Annotated in this window: 20 protein-coding genes; 13 read left to right on the top strand and 7 right to left on the bottom strand. The window is 67.8% G+C overall.

The window, feature by feature from the left end:
- Positions 1–46 precede the first annotated feature (46 nt).
- From OHA18_RS37525 to OHA18_RS37510, 4 genes are all read left to right on the top strand, one after another.
- Positions 47–313: a hypothetical protein gene (locus tag OHA18_RS37525; protein ID WP_329000129.1), complete on the top strand. Its 267-nt coding sequence runs from the start codon at positions 47–49 to the stop codon at positions 311–313.
- A 322-nt stretch (positions 314–635) separates the two neighbouring features.
- A complete protein-coding gene (locus OHA18_RS37520; RefSeq protein ID WP_329000128.1) occupies positions 636–1,082 on the top strand; it encodes a DUF6325 family protein in 447 nt (148 codons plus the stop codon).
- 10 nt (positions 1,083–1,092) lie between these two features.
- Positions 1,093–1,413, top strand: a complete 321-nt coding sequence (locus OHA18_RS37515) for an SHOCT domain-containing protein (RefSeq protein ID WP_329000127.1) — start codon at positions 1,093–1,095, stop codon at positions 1,411–1,413.
- A gap of 9 nt (positions 1,414–1,422) precedes the next feature.
- Positions 1,423–3,000, top strand: coding sequence for an MFS transporter (locus OHA18_RS37510; RefSeq protein ID WP_329000126.1), 1,578 nt, complete (start codon positions 1,423–1,425; stop codon positions 2,998–3,000).
- On the opposite strand, the gene OHA18_RS37505 is transcribed toward OHA18_RS37510, so the two are convergent.
- Complete coding sequence (locus OHA18_RS37505; RefSeq protein WP_329000125.1) at positions 2,985–3,524, bottom strand: potassium channel family protein; 540 nt, start codon at positions 3,522–3,524, stop codon at positions 2,985–2,987. The two genes, OHA18_RS37510 and OHA18_RS37505, sit on opposite strands and share 16 nt — an antisense overlap.
- A 143-nt stretch (positions 3,525–3,667) precedes the next feature.
- Here OHA18_RS37505 and OHA18_RS37500 point away from each other — a divergent pair, with 143 nt between their 5' ends.
- Positions 3,668–5,179 (top strand): DUF2252 domain-containing protein, encoded by a 1,512-nt coding sequence (locus tag OHA18_RS37500; protein ID WP_329000124.1) that lies wholly within the window; start codon positions 3,668–3,670, stop codon positions 5,177–5,179.
- A gap of 6 nt (positions 5,180–5,185) precedes the next feature.
- Here OHA18_RS37500 and OHA18_RS37495 read toward each other — a convergent pair whose 3' ends face one another.
- From OHA18_RS37495 to OHA18_RS37480, 4 genes are all read right to left on the bottom strand, one after another.
- Positions 5,186–6,523, bottom strand: coding sequence for a hypothetical protein (locus tag OHA18_RS37495; RefSeq protein WP_329000123.1), 1,338 nt, complete (start codon positions 6,521–6,523; stop codon positions 5,186–5,188).
- 31 nt (positions 6,524–6,554) lie between these two features.
- Positions 6,555–6,935 (bottom strand): SHOCT domain-containing protein, encoded by a 381-nt coding sequence (locus tag OHA18_RS37490; protein WP_329000122.1) that lies wholly within the window; start codon positions 6,933–6,935, stop codon positions 6,555–6,557.
- Positions 6,936–7,009: 74 nt separating this feature from the next.
- A complete protein-coding gene (locus OHA18_RS37485; protein WP_329000121.1) occupies positions 7,010–7,801 on the bottom strand; it encodes a CPBP family intramembrane glutamic endopeptidase in 792 nt (263 codons plus the stop codon).
- 52 nt (positions 7,802–7,853) lie between these two features.
- The gene (locus OHA18_RS37480) at positions 7,854–8,684 is read right to left on the bottom strand and encodes a CPBP family glutamic-type intramembrane protease (RefSeq protein WP_329000120.1); all 831 of its coding nucleotides are present in this window, start codon (positions 8,682–8,684) and stop codon (positions 7,854–7,856) included.
- Positions 8,685–8,827: 143 nt separating this feature from the next.
- On the opposite strand from OHA18_RS37480, the gene OHA18_RS37475 reads away from it, so the two are divergent.
- A complete protein-coding gene (locus tag OHA18_RS37475; RefSeq protein WP_329000119.1) occupies positions 8,828–11,548 on the top strand; it encodes an ATP-binding protein in 2,721 nt (906 codons plus the stop codon).
- A gap of 13 nt (positions 11,549–11,561) precedes the next feature.
- On the opposite strand, the gene OHA18_RS37470 is transcribed toward OHA18_RS37475, so the two are convergent.
- The gene (locus tag OHA18_RS37470) at positions 11,562–12,773 is read right to left on the bottom strand and encodes a NosD domain-containing protein (protein WP_329000117.1); all 1,212 of its coding nucleotides are present in this window, start codon (positions 12,771–12,773) and stop codon (positions 11,562–11,564) included.
- A gap of 26 nt (positions 12,774–12,799) precedes the next feature.
- Complete coding sequence (locus OHA18_RS37465) at positions 12,800–12,979, bottom strand: hypothetical protein (RefSeq protein WP_329000116.1); 180 nt, start codon at positions 12,977–12,979, stop codon at positions 12,800–12,802.
- A 220-nt stretch (positions 12,980–13,199) separates the two neighbouring features.
- Between OHA18_RS37465 and OHA18_RS37460 the strand changes: the two genes are divergently transcribed.
- From OHA18_RS37460 to OHA18_RS37430, 7 genes are read left to right on the top strand one after another with little or no spacing between them, the layout of a single operon-like run.
- On the top strand, positions 13,200–14,510 hold the full coding sequence (locus OHA18_RS37460; protein WP_329000115.1) for an ABC transporter substrate-binding protein: 1,311 nt from the start codon (positions 13,200–13,202) through the stop codon (positions 14,508–14,510).
- A gap of 22 nt (positions 14,511–14,532) precedes the next feature.
- Entirely contained in the window at positions 14,533–15,423 is an 891-nt protein-coding gene (locus OHA18_RS37455) for a carbohydrate ABC transporter permease (RefSeq protein WP_329000114.1), read from the top strand.
- The gene (locus OHA18_RS37450; RefSeq protein WP_329000113.1) at positions 15,420–16,259 is read left to right on the top strand and encodes a carbohydrate ABC transporter permease; all 840 of its coding nucleotides are present in this window, start codon (positions 15,420–15,422) and stop codon (positions 16,257–16,259) included. The genes OHA18_RS37455 and OHA18_RS37450 overlap by 4 nt, the downstream gene beginning before the upstream one ends.
- 24 nt (positions 16,260–16,283) lie before the next feature.
- Complete coding sequence (locus tag OHA18_RS37445; RefSeq protein ID WP_329000112.1) at positions 16,284–17,405, top strand: glycoside hydrolase family 172 protein; 1,122 nt, start codon at positions 16,284–16,286, stop codon at positions 17,403–17,405.
- Positions 17,406–17,427: 22 nt separating this feature from the next.
- Entirely contained in the window at positions 17,428–18,465 is a 1,038-nt protein-coding gene (locus tag OHA18_RS37440) for a LacI family DNA-binding transcriptional regulator (protein ID WP_329000111.1), read from the top strand.
- A 26-nt stretch (positions 18,466–18,491) separates the two neighbouring features.
- Entirely contained in the window at positions 18,492–21,017 is a 2,526-nt protein-coding gene (hrpB, locus tag OHA18_RS37435) for an ATP-dependent helicase HrpB (RefSeq protein ID WP_329000110.1), read from the top strand.
- Positions 21,018–21,063: 46 nt separating this feature from the next.
- Positions 21,064–22,479, top strand: a complete 1,416-nt coding sequence (locus tag OHA18_RS37430) for a M1 family metallopeptidase (protein WP_329000108.1) — start codon at positions 21,064–21,066, stop codon at positions 22,477–22,479.
- Positions 22,480–22,483 lie beyond the last annotated feature (4 nt).

Here is a 22,483-nt window from a genome sequence, read left to right as displayed (position 1 = left end):
GACCTTTGCGAGCGTCGGACGCAGACGTTGGAACGGAGTGGGTTCGATGGTCGACGCGACGTACGAGATCCGCGTGGCGGGCGCCGTACCCGAACAAGATCTTCGTGACATGGGCGCGGAGACACTCGCGGTCGACCAGGTGAATACCGTCGTCTACAGCATCCCGGACCAGTCGGCGCTCTACGGTCTGCTGGCCCGACTGCGGGCCCTGGGCATCGAAGTCGTGGAGGTCCGCCGGATCCTGGAACCAGGCTCGGCAGCGGCGGAGTGGGTCAAGATCGATCCGGACAGGGGAGACGATGAAACTGTCTGAGCGTCACGAACCGTCGTACCAGGTCGTCGTTCAGGGGGAGCTGACACCTTTCGTTCTCGCCTTCTGCGCAGGCCCGCCGGCTTGCCACCAGATGTCCGGAGTCTTTCGGGTGCGAGTCCGTGACGACCAGGGGATCGCCGGTCTGGTCGCGACGCTCCAGGACGCGGGTTTGATGATCCTGAGTATCCGGCAGGTCACACGGCAGCCGGCTTGGTCGCCGCGAACGTGCCGGCCTGAGCTCATCCCGCGTGGGTGATGACGCCGCCGGTAGGTCGCGGCAGTGTGGCGACGAACTGGACACGACCTTGAGGGGTGGAGAGTCATGCCGGAGGCAGAGGTTCATGGGCCCATCGACTACGTACTCATCGAGTTCACCGGCAACAGGCTCACAGGCCGGGCCGCCGAAGAACTTGTGAACCTCGTTGAGCGCGGCATCGTTCACGTCTACGACGTGATGGTGGTCGGCAAGGACGGCAACGGGTCCGTCTACTCGGTGGACCTCGCCGAAGCGTCCGGACAGGTCGGCGGCTTCACGGATCTCGCCGGCGCCCGCTCCGGGATCCTGGCCGATGACGACCTGCGCGAGGTGGCCGGCGCGATGCAGCCGGGCACGCTGGCGGCGTTGATCGTGTACGAGAACACCTGGGCGATCCCGTTCGTTGCCGCGGCGCTCGAGTCCGGCGGCACGCTGATCGCCGGCGGGCGCGTTCCGGCTCAGGACGTGATGGAAGTGCTCGACGCCCTGGAATCCCTGGAAGCGACGACCTAAGGAGCCTGAGATGCCAGGACTGTTGCGAGGACTAGCGAGAACGGCCGCCGTCGCAGGGACCGCGACGGCCGTCGCGGGCCGGGTCCGGCGGCGTCAAGACAACAAGTTCGCCCAGCGCGACGCCGAGACGGCAGCCAAGCGCGACGATGCCTACGCGGAGCAAACCGCGCCGCAAACCGCGCCGCAAACCGCGCCGCAGGCTGCTGCGCCGCCGGCCTCAGGTACCTCCGACCGCTTGGAGCAGCTCAAGACCCTGGGTGAACTGAAGCAGTCGGGGGTACTCACCGACGCCGAGTTCGAGGCACAGAAAGCCAAGATCCTCGCAGGCTGAGAGGCCGCCATGACCGACGAAGCGAGCGGGGTCCCCGCTGGTACGAAGGCCAACCCACGGCTCGCGCTTCTGCTCGCGATGGCGATGTTCGTGCTCGTCGTGGACACGTCGCTGATGAACGTCTCGATCTCCTCGGTGGTCCGGGATCTCGACACGACGGTGAGCGGCGTCCAGTCCGCGATCGCACTCGAGGCCCTGGTCTCGGCGGCGTTCATCCTGATCGGAAGCAAGGTCGGCGATCTCATCGGGCGCAAGCGCGCGTACTTGCTGGGACTGTGCGGTTACGCGATCGGTGCCCTGGCGATGACGCTGGCACAGAGCCTGACCGCGATCATCGTCTTCTGGGCCTTGGTGGGTGGCATCGGGGCGTCGCTCCTGCTGCCCGCGATGCAGTCACTGATCCACGGCAACTTCGAAGGTGCGGAGCAGGTGAAGGCGTACGCCCTGGTCGGAGCCGCCGCTGCGCTTGCTGCCGCGGTCGGACCGCTTCTCGGCGGCTTCATCACCACCTACCTGTCATGGCGGATAGCGTTTCTGGGCGAGGTCGTGGTGATCGCGATCGTGATCGCAGGCCAAGGTCTCGTTCACGACGTGCCGTACACGGGACCCCGGCAGGTGGACGTGGTCGGTGCCATCCTGTCGGTGGTCGGGATGGGTGGCATCGTGCTGAGCATCCTGATCTGGCAGGAGGGCGGCGAGTACGTCGGCCTGACCTTGGCCATCGGCGTAATCGCTCTTGGGGCGTTCATCTACTGGTTGGTGCGACGCAAGCGTCACGGCAAGCCGACGCTCCTCGACCCGGCCCTGTTCAGCTCCGCTGCCTTCAGGCTGGGCATCTCCGGGCAGACGCTCCAGCAGATCGCGCTGGGCGGCACCATGATCGCGCTGCCCATCTATCTCCAGATGGTTCTCGAGTACAACGCGATGGAGGCAGGCCTCACCATGGCGCCGCTGTCGCTGAGCATGTTCGGTACGGCGATCCTGGCTGAGAAGAAGGCGGCCGGACGCTCCCCGAGCGGCATCATCAGGTGGGGATTCGTGCTCCTGACAGTGGGGCTGGTAGTCCTGATCCCGATCGTGCCCCGGGCCGACTCCGGCTGGGCCCTGATCCCGCCGCTGGTGCTCGCGGGAGTAGGCCTGGGTCTGCTCGTGTCTCAGCTCAACAACTACACGCTGTCGCCGATCTCCCAGGAACGGGTCAGCGAGGCGGCCGGCGTGAACTCGGCGGCGGGCTCGTTCGGCCTGTCCTTCGGACTGGCCTTCGCCGGCGCGATCATGCTGGCGACGTTGTCCTTCACCTTCACCAACCGGACGGAGGCAAGCACCGTCCTGCAGCCGGCCCAGCAGGAGCAGGTCGCCGACGCGCTGGAACACGATGCGGAAGTGATGACCAACACCGAGCTCGAAAAACAGCTGGCCAAGCAACCGCCGGAGATTCGGGGCGAGATCATCCGGATCAACACCGAGGCGCGACCGATCGCCCTACAGGTGGCGCTCGGCATCCCGATTCTCGCCGGTCTGGCCGGGCTGGTGAACTCCTTCCGGATGGTGCGCCTGAAGGGACCCGCCCGTCACTCCCCCCGGTGACTGAGGTTGAGCTGGACGGCGCTGAAGAGGGTCCGAGCGACCAGGCCGACCATGACGAGATCACCGAGCATCTGCACCGTGGCAACCGCGCGCGCCGGCGCTGACACGGCCGTGATGTCGCCGAAGCCGACGGTCGCGAAGATGGTCACCGTGTAGTACGCCGCATCGAGCCGGCTCAACGGCTCGGAGAAGTTCGCCGGTTGTGCACGCGCCATCAGGAAGTACGTCGTACTGAAAACCGCGAGGAACAAGGGCACTGACGTGGCCAACGCACCGATCGCCCTGATCCGGGGATAGGGCGAGCGGGAGATGTCGAAGATCTGCCGTGCCAGCAGGATCCCCACGACGGCCAGCCCGCCGGCCAGAGCCGCTATCGCGACGGTGCCGTCGAGGCGCATGGGCAGGACGAAGTAGCCGGCGACGATCGCCACGGACACGGCCAGGGAACGCAGCAGCGACATCGTGGCGAGGCGGCGCCGGGTCCGCTTGGGGAGCTGCTGGTAGTCGATCTCGGCGGCTTTCACAGCTCCAGTCAAGCCCGGACACGGCGCGGTTGGTTCATCCGGCCGGGGTGATGCTGTGCGGCTCGCCGCAGGTGTTGGGTGGAACTCTCGCGGATCAGAGCCAGGTCACGCGGCTCGATCACGATCGGAGGGGGAAGGGCAGCATGAGTGCACGGAACGCGATGGTGACGCCGATACCTCCACCCACGCCGGGACGAGGCGCACCCGCCACGCCATCAGGTCGCGCCAACGGCGGATCGGTGTCGACTGTTCGCCGTCTCGCCCCGGCCGACCGGGCCCGCTTGGGACTCGCTGCGCGGGTGGTGCTGCCGCCGCGCGAGCAGGCGGAGCTGGTGCTGCCCTCGGACCGTCCGGATCCGGTCGCTCTCCTCGAGGAGCAGGCCCGGTCCCGTATTCCGGAACTCGTCCCGGTGCGGCACGGCCGGATGATGGTGTCGCCCTTCGCCTTCTTCCGGGGCAACGCCCTCGGGATGGCCACCGACCTGGCGGCGGCGCCCGTGTCCGGCCTCCGGGTGCAGGTGTGCGGTGACGCCCACCTGTCGAACTTCGGAGTCTTCGGATCACCCGAACGACGGCTGCTCTTCGACATCAACGACTTCGACGAGACCATCGCCGGCCCGTGGGAATGGGACGTCAAACGTCTCGCCGCGAGCATCGCGGTCGCCGGCCGGGACAACGGCTTCTCCCGCAAACATCGTGGCAAGGCTGTCCTGGAGACCGTACGACGCTATCGCGACGCCAGCGCCGAGTTCGGGACCATGCGAGCTCTGGACGTCTGGTACGCCCGCGCCGACATCGACGAGGTCGAGCAGACCATGCGCAACAAGCTGACCTCGAGTCGCCGCAAGAACGTCGATCAGACCCTGCTGAAGGCACGCGGCAGCGGAAGCCTCAAAGCCTTCACCAAGCTCTGCGAGATGACCGACGACGGGGTCCGGATCAAGGCTGATCCGCCGTTGGTCGTCCCGATCGCCGATCTCCTGCCCGATGCCGGCCGGCAAGAGCTCGAGACCGGGATCAAGGCCTTGCTGGACCAGTACCGCAGGTCGCTGCCGCACGAGCTGCGGACGCTGCTCGACCAGTTCGAGGTCGTCGACCTGGCCCGCAAGGTGGTCGGAGTGGGCAGCGTCGGCACGCGGTGCTGGGTCGTGCTGCTGCGCGGCCGCGACGACGGTGATCCACTGTTCCTCCAGCTCAAGGAGGCCGGTCCGTCGGTGCTCAAGACGAAGGTCCCGGCCGCATTCCGGCAGCGATCGGCACTCCGCAACGAGGGGGAGCGCGTGGTGGTGGGGCAACGGCTCATGCAGGCGGCCAGTGACATCTTCCTCGGCTGGCAGCGGGTCGAGGGGATCGACGGACAGATCCGCGACTTCTACGTCCGGCAGTTGCGGGACATGAAGGGTTCGGCCGCAGTGGAGAAGATGGACCCGTCCGGCATGATGATGTACGGCCAGCTGTGCGGCTGGACGCTGGCCAGAGCGCATGCCCGATCCGGCGACCGCATCGCGCTGACGACGTACCTGAACAGCGATGACGCGTTCCCCGAGGCGATGGTCGAGTACGCCGAGGCGTACGCCGACCAGAACGAACGCGACTACCAGACCTTCCTGGATGCCATCGAGTCCGGCCGCCTGGTAGCTGAGAGCGGGTTGTAGCCGAGGTCAGGCCGGCGCGCTGGGTCCATGCCCGCCGGCCGGGACCGGGGGACGCCCGATGAACTCGATCAGGGCGACCGCGAGCAGGACGATCACCGCGGTGACCACGACGACCGAGACCGTCGGCCGTGACCACAACGTCAGCACGAGCGCACCGCCGACCACACTGACGATCAGCAGCAGGCGCTTGTGGGCGAAGGTCCAGGTGCCGACGCGGCCGGTGTTCAGCCCGGCGGACTCGGCGCTGCCACGCAGCGATCCGATGCCCTTGGTGAGCCCGGCGCGCGCACGGACGGCCGACGTGGACGGGCCGGTGAAGTAGGCCGCCGCGGCAACGATGAGCGCCAGTACGCCGACGGCACGCAGGCTGTACCGCAGATAGCGGACGATGGTGTCGAAGATAGCGCCGCCTGCATCCCGGGACAGTACCTCCGAAGGCAGGGCATTCAGGTAGAACACCCGGGCGAGGGTCAGTGCGACGCCGAGCACCAGCATGGCGCCGGCGAAGCCCAGCGCACCGCCGAGGAGAGCACGGCGGCGATCGCGGGCGACATAGATGCCGACGGCAAGCAGGAACAGCGCGATGATCGGGAGCCAGGTGCCGAGTGTGTTGAGCAGCCGGTAGAAGCCTTGAGCCTTGGTGACGCCGTCGGACTGCACCAGCACGATCGACTTGTTCACGACCGGGATCCGGTCGGCCAGGCCGAAGCCACTGGCCACGAGTCGCTCTTTGACCTGCGCGATGATCGGCGCGAGGTTGAGCGTGACGGTGTCGTTCTGGGCGCTGAGCGCGCCACCCTGCTCACCTTCGAGCAGGCTGACCAGTGAGGCGTGCGCGGTCTGGTTCGCCTGTGTCCAGACGGTGGCGAACTGGGGGCTGGCGACGAGGTTGTCGACCTGACCCCGGACGTACCCCTGGATGCCGCTGACGAGCGGTCCGCTGAGCGCCTGGAGGTTGGCCGCGATCGGCGGGGGGAGTCCCCGGTCGGAGATCGCGTCGAGCGTCTGGGTGGTGATGGCCTGGAGGTCGACAGCCTCGAAGATCGCGTTGGTCACAGCGTCGGCGATGGTCTTCTGCACCGCGGGGTCGTGCGCCAGCGGCGCGACGGTCTCGAGGTACCGGTCGGTGTCCGAGACCTGCCTGCTCGCCCAGACGGCCGTCGCCGACAAGGGGGCGAGCAGGCAGGCCAGCGTGATGAGGAGGGCGGACGTCGCCGTTCGCCAGACGCCCCGGCGGCCCGCCGGCTCGCGGGTCGCCGCCAGGTGCTCCCTGGCGGCCAGCTCGGTCTCGAGCCGGGCGACCTGCTCGCGCAGGCGCCGTACCTCGTCGTCGGGCTCACTCATCGCGGGGCCTCCTCTGCTGTGGATGACAAGGTCAGGCCGCCAGCGCCTTCGCCTTCAGCGTGTCGAACTCCGACTGCGAGATGGTGCCCTTGTCGAGCAGCGCGCTGGCCTGGGCGATCTGATCGGTCGGACTGGCCGAACTCGCGACCTGCTTGATGTAGTCCTCCTGCTGCTTCTGCGCAGCGACTCGGCCGGTCACCGTGCGCTCTGCCATCCCTTTGCCGCGGGCGATGACGTAGACGATCGCGGTGATCAGCGGGAAGAAGAGCAGGGCGACGAGCCAGATCGCTTTGACGAACCCGGAGGTTTCGCGGTCGCGGAACAGATCCCCCACGATCGAGAACAGCATCATCAGATACGCGACGAAGGCGAAGCTGATGATGATGAACCACACAACGTCCCAGAAACTCATTGCAGCGTCCTCTCTGCGAGCGCGAAATCGCCTCTGGTTCACCCTCGCGTCCCGGGCGCTGGACGTCCTCACCTCTACTGGATGATCTTCGGCGGGACGATCTCGGCGATCCTGCGGAAACTCCGGCTGGTGGTTGAGCCGAGGGTGCGGCCTGAGTACGCCGCCACACCGGCGGCGACTAGGGCCCAGAGCGCGATCTTCAGCCACAGGTAGTGCGTTGCGTCGACGCCGCTGTAGTCCGGCTTGAGCACTCCGTCGGTGGCGTGGAACAGGTAGACCAGCAGCAGGCTGCCGTTGGTGCTGTTGTAGAGCCATCCGAACAGGATTGTCGCTGCCAGGGTGCCGATCAGTGCGACAGCGGGCAGGTCTCCGCTGGCGACCAGACGGAGGTGCCACGTCATGACGATGCCGGCGAGGATGAGGTTGGCGGTCAGCGCGGAGTACCGCTGCTGCAGCCGGGGCAGGGCAAAGCCGCGCCATCCGACTTCCTCGCTCAAGGGCCCGTCCCACGGGTTGACCAGGCGGACGGCGAACAGGCTGAGCAGGGCGCCCACCGACCCGAACAGCGCGGTGCTGGGTGCTGGAGCATCCCACAGCATGTTCAGGTAGGCCGGCAGGATGGCCAGGGCGGGAGGGAGAACCAACGCCACGGCGTACCAGCGCCATCCGGTTCGCCAGCGCAGGAATCCGCGCAGCAGCCCGGCGACCGCGGTCCTGCCCCCGATGACGGCGCTGACGATCAACGCCGCCACCAGTGGGCTGGCGACCATGATTTCGAACGGCAGCGCGAGCGCCACCGCAAGCAGTGTGGGGAGTCCGGAGTAGAAGAGCCCGTCGGCGATGGGCGCGCAGATCCAGGGCAACACGAGGGCCAGAGCAAAGAAGGCAGCCAAGGGGTGTCGGCGCACGAGCGAGCGATCAGACCGCGCTGGGCACATGGTTGCTTCCTGAGGTCTGGGTGGCGTGCTGGGCGCGCCAGGAGCGGACGAGGACTCCGCCGGCGATCAGCCACCATCCGGCGGCAGTGACGAGACCGAGTGTGGTCTGGTCGTGGCCGTGGAACAGCAGACTGGCGAATGAGCCGCCGACCGCGTTGTTCGTCGCGTGGAACAGCATCGCGATGAGGACACTGTCCTTGCCTGCGTGGAACACAGCACCGACGACGACGCTCGCCGCGACGATGACCAGGACGTCGGGCCACAGGATGTCGCCGGTCAGGAAGAGCGGTGCGTGCCAGAACACCCAGAAGCCGCCCAGGACCAGTGGGCCGGCAAGCACGCCGTACCGCCTCTCCAGCCGGCCGAGGGCGAAGCCGCGCCATCCTGGCTCCTCCCATGCCCCGCCTGTCCCGGGGATCAGCAGGAGGAGCACGAGCACGATCGGGATCTGCGCCGCCAGGGCGAGGTCGGACCCGCTGGGACGGGCTGCTCCGAACAGAACGGTGAGCAGGATCGCCGAGCCTGACACGAGCAGGGGCAGGCCGATGCCTGCCAAGTAGGCCCGGGCCGGGACGCGCCACTGGATCATCGACTTGAGCAGCTGCCGTACTCCGGCGCGGCCCTGAGCCACGCCGAGAACAAGCACGGCCGCGAGGAAGGGACCGAAGCCGGCGTTCGCTGGGCCGGGCAACGGAACGCCGGCCGCCTGAAGAGCACCTGGCCACCAGGACCAGAGACAGGACAGGATCAGGAAGCTGGCCAGCGGTGCCCGCCGAATCTGGTTGCGTAGCGGACCGGTTGGCGTTGTCATCAAGGCCTCCTTTATCGAGGGGCCCGTTGGCCCTCCTCCTCACTGTCGAGGCCCGTCGCCACGGCGGCATCCGTGAAGCCACTAGTGCATTACGGGTGCTGAAGCGCTGGGCGGCGCAACACTGCTCGATTACTGTGCTGAGCATGCTCTACGGGCGCACGGACGACTGCGCCGTGCTGGCGGGGTTGCTCGGTGCGACCGGGGGCGGGACCAGTGCGGCCGTGGTGGTGCGCGGCGAGGCTGGAGTGGGTAAGACAGCGCTGATGGATTGGCTCCAGCAGGAGGCAGTGCAACGAGGCGGCGAAGTACTGCGGTGTGCCGGCGTTGCCTCTGAGTCTCATCTGCCATTCGCCGGGCTTCACCAACTCTTGAGACCGGCGATCCATGTGATGCCTGCCTTGGCCCGACTTCACCAAGAGGCACTCGGTGGTGCTCTCGGACTGTCCCGGCGCCGGGGTGTCGACCCTTTCCTGGTCGGGGTCGCGGCCCTGTCGCTCCTAGGTGAGCTGGCAGAGGGCAGGGCGGTCACGTGCATCGTGGACGACGCACAGTGGCTCGACGCTCCGACGGCCGACGTGTTCAGGTTCGTTGCGCGGCGTCTCGACGCCGAGGGCGTGCTGTTGGTCTTCGCGGTTCGCGACCCGGACGACGGTTCTTTCGAGGCTCCTGGACTACCGGAGCACTGGCTTCGCGGGCTCGACGACGGAGCCTCGTCCGCTCTACTCGTCGATCGGGCGCCGATGATCTCCGCCGAGGTCAAGGACCGGCTGATCGAGCACCATGCAGGAAACCCGCTGGCGCTCATCGAACTCGCGCCACTGCTGACCGGTGATCAACTGTCCGGGCGCGAGCCGCTACCGGACCCGCTCCCGATGGGCGGCGGGGTCGAACGCTTGTACGCCGCACGCGCGGCGGGCCTCAGCCCCGGTGCACAGCAGCTGTTGCTTCTCGCCGCCACTGCCGACACCGCGGGGCTTGACCTGGTCCTCGGTGCGAGCGTCGCTCTCGGGATCGACTCCGGGAGCCTGCAGGAGGCCGAAGCAAGCGGGCTGATTGCGGCCGGACATGGGGTCGTCGTGTTCAAGCATCCATTGGTACGTTCGGCGATCCACCAACAGTCGACCTTCCTGCAACGGCGCCGCGGTCATCTCGCCATGGCCGCGCTACTCGATGACGAGGCGAACGCCGACCGACGAGCGTGGCACCTCGTCCGCGCGGCCACTGGACCCGATGACCAGTTGGCGGTGTTGCTCGAGGCCTCAGCTGAGCGGGCCATGGCCCGCGGTGGGCCTGCCGCGGCTGTCGATCGGTGGCAGTGGGCCGCCGAGTTCAGCCGATCCGAAGTCGACCGCGCACGGCGCTTTCTGTACGCCGCGGAGGTAGCAGTTCAAGCGGGCCAGCCGGAACGGGCCAGACAGCTGCTGGCTTTGCACGGAGCGTTGCTGCCCGATGCGCCATCACGGGCGCGGGCGCTGCTGGGCGCGATCGAGATGCGGCACGGTTCCCCCGAGGCGGCGTACCACCTGCTCGTTGAGGCGGCCAACGATCTGGCGGCTGTGGACCCGTCGGCCGCGCTGGACTCATTGGTTCTGGCGGGCGAGGCCGCGACGTTCCTTGGCGACCCGCGGCTGACACAGCAGGTCAGCGTCTTGGCCACCAAGCTCCGGGAGGCCGGGGCAATGGTGGATGGCTCCGTGGTCGACCTCTTGGTCGGGCTGAGCAAGCTCTTCGACGGCAACTGGTCGGAGGGCTCGCGGATTCTGGCCGGTGTCGTCGACGAGTCGGTCGTCAGTTCGGAGTACGACGATGTCTTGCGCTCGGGACGTGCCGCCATGTACCTGGGCAGGCTCGGAGACGCCCGAACGCTCTACGCGCGGGCGGTGTCCCAGGCCAGAGACAGCTCGAGTGCGGGCCGGCTCGCGCCGATGCTGGATCGCCTGGCCTACATCGAACTGCTGCTCGGCCGGCTCCCGGACGCCGAGGTCCACGGGCTCGAAGGGCTGCGGCTGGCCGATGATCTGAGTCTCGACGCAGGTGTGGGCCACGTCAGCATGGCGATGCTGTACGCGTATCGAGGGCAGCAGACGGAGTGCCGCGCTCAGGTCCGGCTCGCGATGGAACTTGCCGAAAGTCGCCAGCTGAAGATGGTCGGCGCCGGTGCCCAGGCGGCGCTGGGGCTGCTCGAACTCGGCGCCGGACGACTGGACGAGGCGCTGTCGGCTCTCGAGTCGGTGGGCTCGAGCACCGACGGTCACCCAGGCATCCTGCGCTGGGCGACCCCTGATCTGGTGGAGGCGGCCGCGCGATCGGGCCGGCCCGAGGTCTGTGCGCCCGCGGTGGAGAGGCTGCAGGCGTGGGCCGACGCCAGCGGCCTGCCGATCCCCGTTGCCGCCCTGGCGCGATGCCGCGGGCTACTTGCCTCTGGCAACGAGGCGGTCCGGTACTTCGAGGATGCGCTCCGGGCCGACGACCAGGACACCCGCCCGCTCGAGCGGGCCCGGATCCAGCTCCTGCTCGGCGAGACGCTGCGACGTTCCCGGCAGCGAGCGCAGTCCCGCACCTACCTGCGGAGCGCCATGGCGACCTTCGAACGGCTCGGTGCGAGTCCGTGGGCCGATCGCGCCGGCACCGAACTGCGCGCGTCCGGCGAGGCCGTCACCCCACGAGACCCCTCAGGGCGAGCGACCCTCACCCCTCAAGAACTACAGATCGCGCAGTACGCCGCCGACGGCGACAGCAACGCCGAGATCGCCGCCCGACTGTTCCTCAGCCGCCGCACGGTCGAGTACCACCTCGCGAAGGTCTACACCAAGACCGGAGTAACCTCCAGACGCCACCTCGCAACCGCCACCGCACTGACCTGACCGCCGGGTCCAATCATGGGATGGCCCGGAAGCCGTAGGTCGCTCCGGTCAGGGGCTGGAACTCTGCTGTGGTGCCGCAGTCGAGGACCTTTGTGCTGACCGTCGATCCGTCGAGCACGACGGTGTGTACGGCGACGTTCGCGGCCGTGTGGTTGGTTGCGACGTAGTTGTTGCTGCCCGACTTCACCAGGACGATCGTCGGGGTCGCGCCGGATGGAGTGATGTTCGCGGGCGGGACGTCGTACGAGAAGTGGTTGCCGACGACGGTGTTGCCGCTGCCGTTGAGCTGCACGAGCCCGAAGAGATCGTCGAGGCCGTTGTTGTAGCCGGTCATTGCGGGGAACGATTCGGGGACGCGGAGGAAGTGGTTCGAGCCGATCAGGTTGTTGTGGCAGGCGCCTTCGCACTGGATCATCCCCGGATAGAAGGCGTGCAGGCGGTTCGCGCTGATGTTGTTGTTCGTGCAGTTCTTCAGGTGCACCGAGCTCTTGCCGCGGGGGAAGATGTTGTTCCCGGAGACGATCAGACCGAAGTGGTTCTCGGCGTAGATCGAGAAGCCGACGTAGCCGGCGCCGATCATGTTGTCGTTGACCATGCTGGCCTGGCCGGAGCCGACGAGCTCGATGCAGCTGCCGTTCTCGCAGATGAAGTTGCCCTGGATGTGCAGTGCGTCGGCGTCGGTGATCACGATGCCGCGCTCCAGGTAGATCATCCCCAGGCCCCGGATCCGCAGCGAGTCGGTGGCGGTGGCCGACCGGATCCCGATCTTGCCGTTGAGGTAGCTGTTCTGGTTCGGCGTGAACGAGACGCCGTCCAGGCAGAAGTCGAGCAGTTCGATCGAGCTGAGCCGTGGGTCGCCGCTGCGGCTGATCAGGATGGCCTCGGCGTTCCCGTCGGTGTTCTCGACCCGGATCCGGCTGCCGCCCGGCCAGATCTCGTGCCAGCTGGAGGTGTCGCCGGCGTTGTACCGAATGCTCGACGACGTGAACCCGTGCCCGGATCCCTTGAGTTGCAGGTAGCTGATGTCGATGACGATCCGGGTCTTGAGCGAGTAGTCGCCCGGCGGGATGTAGACGACCGCTCCGGGCTTGGAAGCCTGCGTCGGCTGGTTCGTCTTGATGTCGGCGATGATGCTGTTCACGATCGCGCCGATGTCGGTGTACGCGGTCGTCGACGGGCTGCCGGGGATGGTCCAGGTGGTGACGTCGTAGATCGTCGAGGGCATCGTCTTCTCTTTCCTGGTGGGTGGGGTCAGAGCACGCCGAGGAGCGTGTTGTGCGGTCGCGGCGCCGGGTCCGCGGCGACGGCCGCAGCCGTCGGCGAACCCGGCAGTTGGAGGTAGCCCGCGGCGCTCACGGCGCTCACGGCGGCCGCGGCTGCCAGGAAGACCCGGCGCGAGAGGCGTGCGTCCGGAGGGGTGGAGGAGATCACGGTGGCTCCTTCTCGAGGATGCCAAAAGGTTTTGGCAGGACGGAATTGATCCGAAGGTAGGACTGCGGCCAGGCGGCGGCAAGGTCGTCGCGGGTGCCAAAAGTTTTGGCAGTTGTTTGGCGGGATTTTGGCGTTGACCGACCGGGCCCGGCGGGCAAACACTGCTGCCAAGACGTTTTGCCAAAACGTTTAATCACCAAGCCTGGAACGGAGTCGGAGTATGAAGCTTCGCAGCACCAGCGGTCGTCTCCGGACCGCGATGGCCGGTATCGCCGTGGCGACGAGTGTCATCCTGGCGATCGCCGGATGCGGTGCCGGTGGTAGCCCGGAAGGCGCCGCCGGCAAGCTCACCGTCCTGGTGGAGGGTGGCGGGAAGGCCGAGCTCCAGCCGATCGCCGATCTCTACCAGAAGGAGACCGGTACGACGGTCGAGCTGGTCGAACTGCCGTACGACGGTCTCTACGACCGGATCCAGACCGAGCTCGGCTCGGGCAAGACGTCGTTCGACGTCGCGGCGCTCGACGCCATCTGGCTGAGCGCCTTCTCGGCCGGTGTCTCGCCGCTCGACGATCTGTTCACCGACGACGTGAAGCGCGATCTGTTCCCGGGCCTGGTGACCGAGGCGCAGGTCGGCGGGTCGTACGTCGGGATGCCGGTCTGGACGAACTCCGAGATCCTCTATTACCGGACCGACCTGTTCGGCGACCCGAAAGAGAAGGCTGCCTTCCAGGCGAAGTACGGGTACGCGCTCGTGCCGCCGACGACGTGGAAGCAGTACAAGGACGTCGCCGAGTTCTTCACCCGCGACACGAACGGCGACGGTCAGACCGATCTGTACGGCACCGACGTGAAGGGTGCGGTCGAGACGGAGTGGCTGGCCACGGTTTCGCAGACCGGCGAGAAGACGATGGTTCTCGATCCGAAGAGCGGCGACGTCACCATCGACGACGCCGATCACCTGGCCGCGTTGAACTTCTACACCAGCCTGTTGCCTTACGCGCCACCCGGCGCCGCGCAACTCGACTGGGCCGGCGCGCAGAATCTCTTCTACCAGGGCAAGCTCGCGATGATGCGCTTCTGGGGGCATGCCTACACCCAGACCCCGGCCACCGCCGCGGTCAAAGGCAAGATCGGCGTCGCTCCGATGATCGCGGGCCCTGGCGGCATCGCCGGCGTACCGGGCGCGTGGTACCTCTCGGTGCCTAAGGCAACCACCAAGCAGGCCGAGGCGAAGAAGTTCATCGCCTTCGCCTACGCGCACAACGACCTCTCGATCAAGACGTCGCTGGGCCTGGTCGCGCGGATCTCGGCGTTCGAGTCGCAAGCCGGCGTCGCCGGGCACGAGAACTACCCGGCCATCCTCACGACGCTGAAGTCTCCCGCGACGATCGCGCGGCCGGCCACACCGCAGTGGCAGGAGATCGTCACCTCGGTGCTGACGCCGATGCTGCAGAAGTCGGTCGCCAAGGGCGCGGACAACGCCGCTTTGCTGAAACAGGCGAAGGCTCAGATCCAGGCGATCGTCAAGTAGACCGACTCCGAAGGGCACTCCTGTGCGCCTCACCGACCGCCGGTTCGCACTCGCACTGATCGCGCCGGCCGCCTTGTTCCTGGCCGCCTTCGTGGCGTGGCCACTGCTCAGATTCGTCTCCAACGCGTTCTACCAGATCTCGCCGATGGCCGGCGGCCCGCGGAGGTTCGTGGGATTCGAGAACTTCGCGACCGCGTTCGGTTCGCCGGCATTCCAAGGAGCGGCGCTGCGGACGATCGTCTACACGGTCATCGTGGTCGCGCTGGAATTCACCTTCGGGCTTGCCGTAGCGCTGGTCTTCGCGGCGCTCGGCAGCCGGTCGGCAGTGTTCCGGACGGTGTTCATGTACCCGCTCATGGTCGCCCCGGTGGTAGCCGGCCTGCTGTGGCGATTCCTGCTCATCGACAACTTCGGCATCCTGAACGAGCTGCTGCGCCGGGCCGGACTGCTGCACAGCACCGACCAGATCGCCTGGCTGAGCAACCCGAAGATCGCGCTGTTCTCGGTCGCGATGCCGGACATCTGGCTGACGACGTCGTTCATCACACTCGTCCTCTTCGCGGGGCTGCAGAACGTGCCGGGTGATGTCATCGAGGCCGCGCGGATCGACGGCGTACGGTTCCCGACGTTGCTGTTCCGGATCATCCTGCCGCTGCTGCGACCGGTGATCGCCGTGGCCCTGATCGTTCGCGGCATCGATGCGGCCCGCGCGTTCGACATCATCCTGATCCAGACCAGCGGCGGGCCACAGGACAGTACGACGACCCTCAGCCTGCTGATCTACCGCACGATGACGCGCAACGGCGATCCCGGCCTGGCCAGCGCGATGGGCACCGTCTATCTGATCGGGATGCTCCTGGTCGCCGCGATCGCGATCTTCGCCATCTGGCGGCCCGGGGGTGATCAGGCATGAACGGCCTCGAGACCCGGCGACGTCCGACGCGCGTCATCCTGTGGGCCGCGCTGGCGGCTGTCCTGGTGCTGTATGGGTTCCCGTTCGTCTACCTGCTGCTGACGTCGTTCAAGACGCCGCTCGACGCGATCGCCGTACCGCCGCAGGTGTTGCCGTCGCAGTGGACGCTCGACAACTACGTCGCCGCGCTCAGCAAGGAAGGCGTCGTACCGGCGCTGATCAACAGCGTCGCAACCGCAGTGCTCAGTACTGCGTTCTCACTCGCCCTCGGGGTGCCGGCGGCGTACGCGATCACCCGCTACCGAACGCCGAGCGGGCGCATCTTCGTGGTCGCGGCACTGGTCACCCGGATGGTGCCGACGATCGCGGTCGGGGCGCCGCTGGTCGAGACGATGCGGCGGCTCGGCATCTCGGACACCACGATCGGGTTGGCGATCGCCCACACCACGATCTCCCTGCCGTTGTCGATCTGGCTGATGTCGAGCTTCTTCGAGGCGGTCCCGGTCGAGCTGGAAGAAGCCGCCAAGGTCGACGGCAGCGATCGGCTGCAGGCGTTCCGGCACGTCGTTCTGCCGGTCGTGTCCGGCGGCTTGGCGGTCACGGCGATCTTCGCCTTCCTCGCGTCCTGGAACGAGTTCCTGTTCGCGCTGCTGCTCACGTCGGTGCGGGCCCAGACCACGCCGATCGTGATCGCCAACTTCCAGACCCAGTTCGGCCTCGACTGGGGCGGGATGACCGCGCTCTCGGCGATGTACTCCGTCCCCGTCATCCTACTCACTCTCGCGCTCCAGCGGCACATCGTCGCCGGCCTGACCCTCGGCGCCGTCAAGGGCTGACACTCTCAACCACCGGAGAAGGATATGGAATTCTGGCAACCCAACAGCCCGCTCGGCGGCCTGGCGCACGTGAAGTCCGGCCGGTCGCGCCGCGAGTCGAGCTGGGACCGCAGTGGCGGCAATCGCGACTTCGCGGTAGTGCCCGCGGGGGAGACCTTCGTGATCGCCGACATCAGCGGGGCAGGCCGCATCGAGCACATCTGGCTGACCACCCGGTGCTACTCGGAGAAGTACCTGCGCAAGCTCGTCATCGAGATGTTCTGGGACGGGGAGGAGAATCCGAGTGTACGAGCTCCGCTCGGCGACTTCTTCGGGGTCGGGCATGCGGTCGCGAAGCACTACATCTCCCTTCCGCTGAACGCCGTGTTCGGCCCGCGGCGGGGTCCCAAGGGTCCGTTCGCGGCCGCGATGAACTGCTACTTCCCGATGCCGTTCGGTAGCCACGCGAGGATCCAGCTCCGCAACGAGAGCGATCAGCCGATCGAGAACCTCTTCTACTACGTCGACTACGAGCTCAGCGAGGAGCCGATCCCGGACGACGTCGCGCGGTTCCATGCGTACTACCGCCAGGAGAAGCCGACGACCGCCGTACGTCACACCACCGATCTCGAGAACCCGGCGCCGTGGGATCTGCCGGGGACGAACCTGACCGGGGACGACAACTACGTGATCCTCGATGCGACCGGCACGGGGCACTACGTTGGCTGCGTGCTCAGCATCGACAACTTCGACGCCTCCAACCAGGTGTTCACCTGGCCGGGGGAGGGCGACGACATGTTCTTCATCGACGGGCAGGTCTGGCCGCCCTCCTTGCACGGCACCGGCACCGAGGACTACTTCGGTGCGGCGTGGGGATTCCCCAGCGGCGAGTACGCCGGCCCGTACCACGGCATCACGCTCGGTGCGAGCCCGCAGGAGCACTTCGGGCTGTGGAGCATGTTCCGCTGGCACATCGAGGACCCGGTCCGGTTCGAGACGAGCCTGCGGGTGTCGATCGAGCACGGACACGCCAACGATCAGGGGAACGACTACTCGAGCGTCGCCTACTGGTACCAGTTGGGCGAACACGCGCCGCATGCCGAGCTGCCACCGGTCGAGGAGCGGCTACCACGACGATGGCCCGAGCACGGCCTGTGGGACGAATGAAATGCCTGACGAGGATGTGGTCGTGCCAAAGGTGGGAATCCGGGATGTCGCGCGTGCGGCGGGTGTGTCCGTCACGACGGTTTCGCACGTACTGAACGACACTCCGCACACGCGAACGAGTGAGGCGACCCGGGACCGGGTGCGATCGGTCGCCCGGGACCTCGGGTACACCCCGAACCGGCTCGCCCGCGGGCTGCGGACCCGCGCGTCGGACATGATCGGGCTGCTGACCGAGGAGATCGCGACCACCCCGCACGCCGGCCGGATCATCCTCGGCGCGCAGGAGGAAGCGAGCCGGCACAACCTCACGCTCGCGATCATCAACTCCCATCTCGACGCCGGCGCGGACGCCCGTCGCGCCGACGCCCGAGCGCTGATCGAGCGTCAGGTGGACGGCATCATCTACGCCACGGTGTTCCACCACGAGGTGTCGGTGCCGCGCGAGTTGCGCGCAGTACCGGCGGTGCTGATAGGAGCCCTGGACCGGCAAGGCGTCGTACCCGCCGTGCTGCCGGACGAGGCCAGTGGGGCGGCCGATCTCGTTGCCCTGCTGGCCGATGCCGGGCATCGGCGGATCGCCTTCGCGGACTCGAGCATCGAGGTTCCGGCCACCCAGGGCCGCCTGGTCGGGTACCTCCGCGGTCTCGAGCAGGCAGGTATTCCGCGTGACGACCGACTGATCGCCTCGGGTGTCTCGGAGGCCGTCGGCGGATACACGACCAGCCTCGAACTGCTCGATCGAGACGACCGGCCGACGGCGATTTTCTGCTACAACGACCGGATGGCGATGGGCGCCTATCGCGCGGCCCAGGAGCTCGGCCTGCGAGTTCCCGATGACGTGTCGATCGTCGGCTTCGACGACCAGGCGCCGATCGCGGCCAGTGTCTACCCGGCGCTCACGACCGTCGCCCTGCCGCATTACGAGATGGGCGCCTGGGCGGTGGCCACCTTGACCCGGCTCATCCAGAGCAGCAGCACCGCGTGGTACCGCTCGACGCACCCGACCTGGCTACCGTGCCCGGTCGTCATCCGCGAGTCAGTTGCCCACAACAACCCTTGACAGCGGCGTTCGGTTAGCGTCGGGGCGTGCTGCTGCCTGAGTCGTCGATGCCCGGGGCGGACCTGCCTGTCCGGGCGGTCTTGCCTGCCACCGTCGATGCGGTGCGATCGCGCGGTACTGCGGTGCTGGTTGCGCCGCCCGGATCAGGGAAGACCTCGCTGTTGCCGCTTGCACTCGGCGACGCGCTCGGGAGCACGATCATCGTCGCCGAGCCGCGAAGGATGGCGACCCGCGCGGCCGCGACCCGGCTGGCGATGCTGGTCGGCGAACCGCTCGGGCAGCGGATCGGCTACGCGATGCGCGGCGAACGCAGCGGCGGCAAAGGACTCCGTGTCGAGGTGGTGACGACCGGGCTCCTCGTACGGCGTCTGCAGCAGAACCCGGAGTTGCCGGGTGTCGCCGCGATTGTGATCGACGAGTGCCACGAGCGGCATCTCGACGCCGATCTGCTGCTCGCGTTCTGCCTCGACATCCGGGCGAATCTCCGGGAAGACCTGGCGATCGTTGCGACCTCGGCCACGGCGGACACGGACAGGCTGAGTCGCGCCTTGGGCACCGACGTACCGGCGCCTGTGATCACCGCATCTGCTGCGCTGTTCGACGTGGCGATCGAGTGGGCCCCGCCACCGGTTCCCGTGCCGCTGCTTCCCGGTGGGCGGGTCGACCCGCGACTGCTGGATCATGTCGCGGCCGTCGTACGGCGTGCGCTGACCGAGAACGACGGCGACATCCTCGTGTTCGTCCCGGGGGAGGCCGAGATCAACGGCGTGACCCGTCGGTTGGCCGGTGAGAATGTCTTGCCGTTGTTCGGTCGTCAGTCCAGGGCGGAACAGGAGCGCGCGCTGGCGCCGGCCGCCACTCGCCGGATCGTGGTCACGACGTCGGTCGCGGAGAGTTCGCTGACGGTGCCTGGAGTCAGGGTCGTGGTCGACTCGGGTCTTGCCCGGGAGCCGCGGACCGATCAATCCCGTGGCCTCGGCGCATTGGTCACCTGCCGGGTTTCGAAGTCGTCGGCCGACCAGCGAGCGGGCCGCGCCGGGCGGGAGGCGCCCGGCCGGGTCTATCGGTGCTGGTCCGCCACCGACCACTCGCATCTCGACGATCATCCGGCGCCGGAGATCGCGATCGCCGATCTGGCCGGCTTCGCCCTCGACCTGGCGGCGTGGGGTGCGCCTGCCGGCGCCGGTCTGACCTTGCTGGAGGCGCCGCCGGTGGTGGCGATGACCGCGGCGGTCGAATTGCTGCGCCGCCTCGATGCCGTTGACGACGGGGGCCGGATCACCGAGCGAGGACGGCGGATGGCGGCGATCGGGGCGCATCCTCGGTTGGCGCGTGCGTTGCTGGACGGTACGCCGCGGGTCGGTGCTGACCGGGCCCGCGAGGTCGTCGCGATGCTCTCGGACGACTCCGGTCGCGACTTCGGCGATGATCTACCGGCCCGCTGGCGGGCCCTCCGCCGTGGCGAGGACCGCGGAGCCACGGCCCGCTGGCGAGAAGAAACGAAGCGCCTCGGCCGAGGCGACCCGGCTGGTGAAGACCGAGTGCGGCCGGCTGGTCGGGGGACAGCCGTCGTACCGGATGATCTTGCGGCGGGGATTGTGGTGGGGTTGGCGTATCCGGATCGGATTGCGCGGATCCGGGGGGCCGACTCGGCGACGTACCAGATGTCTGGTGGTACGGGCGCTGCGCTGGATCCGCAGTCGCCGTTGCGGACGACGACCTGGCTGGCGATCGCGGCCGCTGACCGGGCGCCCGGTCGCGCCGACGCCAGGATCCGTTCCGCGGCGCCGATCGATGAGCAGACCGCGCGAGACATCGCGGGCGACCTCGTCTCGACCACCGACGACATCCGCTGGGACGACGGCCGGATCGTGACGCGGCGTGTCGAGGCACTCGGCGCGATCGTGCTCAACGACGTCCCGCTGGCAAAGCCCGACCGGCTGCTGGTCCAAGCGGCCGTCCGCGACGGGATCCGGCGCAGTGGTCTGTCCGTACTGCGCTGGTCGGAGGCCGCGCTCGCCTTGCGGGAGCGGCTGGCGTTCTGCCATGCCCACCTCGGATCCCCGTGGCCTGCTGTCGACGACGAGGCACTCCTGGCCGATCTTGACGAATGGCTCGGTACCGAGCTGGCCTCGGTGCGAGGCGCGCGCGATCTCGCCCGCATCGACGTGGCTTCGGCACTCAGGCGACTACTGCCATGGCCCGCGGCAGCCCAGTTCGGCGAACTCGCACCGGAACGGCTTCGGGTGCCGTCGGGCTCCGAGGTGCGACTCGCGTACGACGGTGCCGAGCCGCCGGTCCTGGCCGTGAAGCTGCAGGAGGTATTCGGCTGGACTGCCACTCCAGCCGTCGCGGACGGTCGTGTCCCGGTCGTTCTGCATCTGCTGTCGCCCGCACGGCGCCCGGTCGCGATCACGAGCGATCTCGCCTCCTTCTGGAAGCAGGGCTATCCCCAGGTCCGAGCCGATCTGCGAGCCCGCTACCCCCGCCATCCGTGGCCGGAAGATCCGCTCACCGCCATCCCGACCAAGCGACCAAAACCTCGCCACTGAACCGAGCCGGGGCTGTAGGGTTGGGCCGGATTCACGAGGAGGAATTGTGGGCCGTCGCCGCGGTTACCTGTTGATCATCTGCGCATTGGCCCTCGGGCTGGTGGGCGGCACCAACCTGACGGCGACTGCCGCCCCCGGAAGACCGTCGCAGTTCTCTCCTGGTGCAGCGGGCGCCGGGGATCCGTACTTCCCCGACATGGGCAACGGCGGCTACGACGTCAGCCACTACGACATCAAGCTCGCGTTCGACCCGAAGACCAAGGCGATCAACGCGACCACGACGGTCCTCGCCAGAGCCACCCAGAACCTCTCCCGCTTCGACCTGGACTTCCTGGGTCCACTGCAGATCAGCAAGCTCACGGTCAACGGGCGCGACGCTTCGTACGCCCGCAGCGGTGCGCAGGAATTGGTGATCACTCCGCGGCACGGCCTGCGGCGGGGGAGCAGCTTCGTCGTCTCGGTGACCTACGCAGGCGTCCCGCAGAAGATCGACGACCCTGCGCTGGGCGTTTCCGGCTGGGTCGCCACCAAGGACGGCGCGGTCGCACTCAACCAGCCCATCGGCGCGGCGACCTATTACCCGGTGAACGACACCACCGACGACAAGGCGACGTACACCCAGACCATCACCGTGCCGACCGGACTCACCGTGCTGGCCAACGGCGAGCCAGGACCGACCACCAAGCACAACGGCCGCACCACCTTCCGCTGGCACATGAACCAGCCGATGGCCAGCGAGTTGGCCATGCTCGCGATCGGGAACTACAACGTCACCCGCGGCGTGACGGCCGACGGCCTCCCGAACATCACCGCGATCGGTCAGTCGATCGACACGGTGGCTGGTCAGGGCAAGGTGTTCAACAAGACCACCGCGCAGGTCATCGAGTGGGAGTCGTCGATGTACGGGCGCTATCCGTTCGACTCGACCGGCGGCATCCTCGCCGACGTCGGCGTCCACTACGCCCTGGAGACGCAGAGCCGACCGGTGTATGACCAGCGCACCAGCAAGGTCAGCGGTGACCTGCTGGCCCACGAGCTCGGCCACCAGTGGTTCGGCGACAGTCTTACGCCGGTGCACTGGTCGGACATCTGGCTGAACGAAGGCTTCGCCACCTACTCGGAGTGGCTCTACCAGGAGAAGTTCAACGGCGTCCCGGTAGCGAAGAGCTTCGCGGAGACGTACGCCGGCGAGAAGGACTGGACCGGCAAGGTAGCGGATCCCGGCCGGGATCAGATCTTCGACGACCTGGTCTACAACCGCGGCGCGATGACGTTGCAGGCGCTCCGCGTGAAGATCGGCGACCGCGCGTTCTTCCAGGTGCTCAGGCAGTGGCCGACGACGTACCGGCACGGCAATGTCTCGACGCAGACGTTCATCCGGTTCGTCGAGCGCATGACCCACCGCGACCTCGGCACGTTCTTCCACACCTGGCTCTACCAGCCGGGCAAGCCGACGCTCTGACCGT

This window comes from Kribbella sp. NBC_00709, from assembly GCF_036226565.1.
Classification (GTDB): domain Bacteria; phylum Actinomycetota; class Actinomycetes; order Propionibacteriales; family Kribbellaceae; genus Kribbella.
The sequence above is the reverse complement of the archived record's forward strand: the minus strand, read 5'-3'. Positions and strand labels throughout refer to the sequence as shown.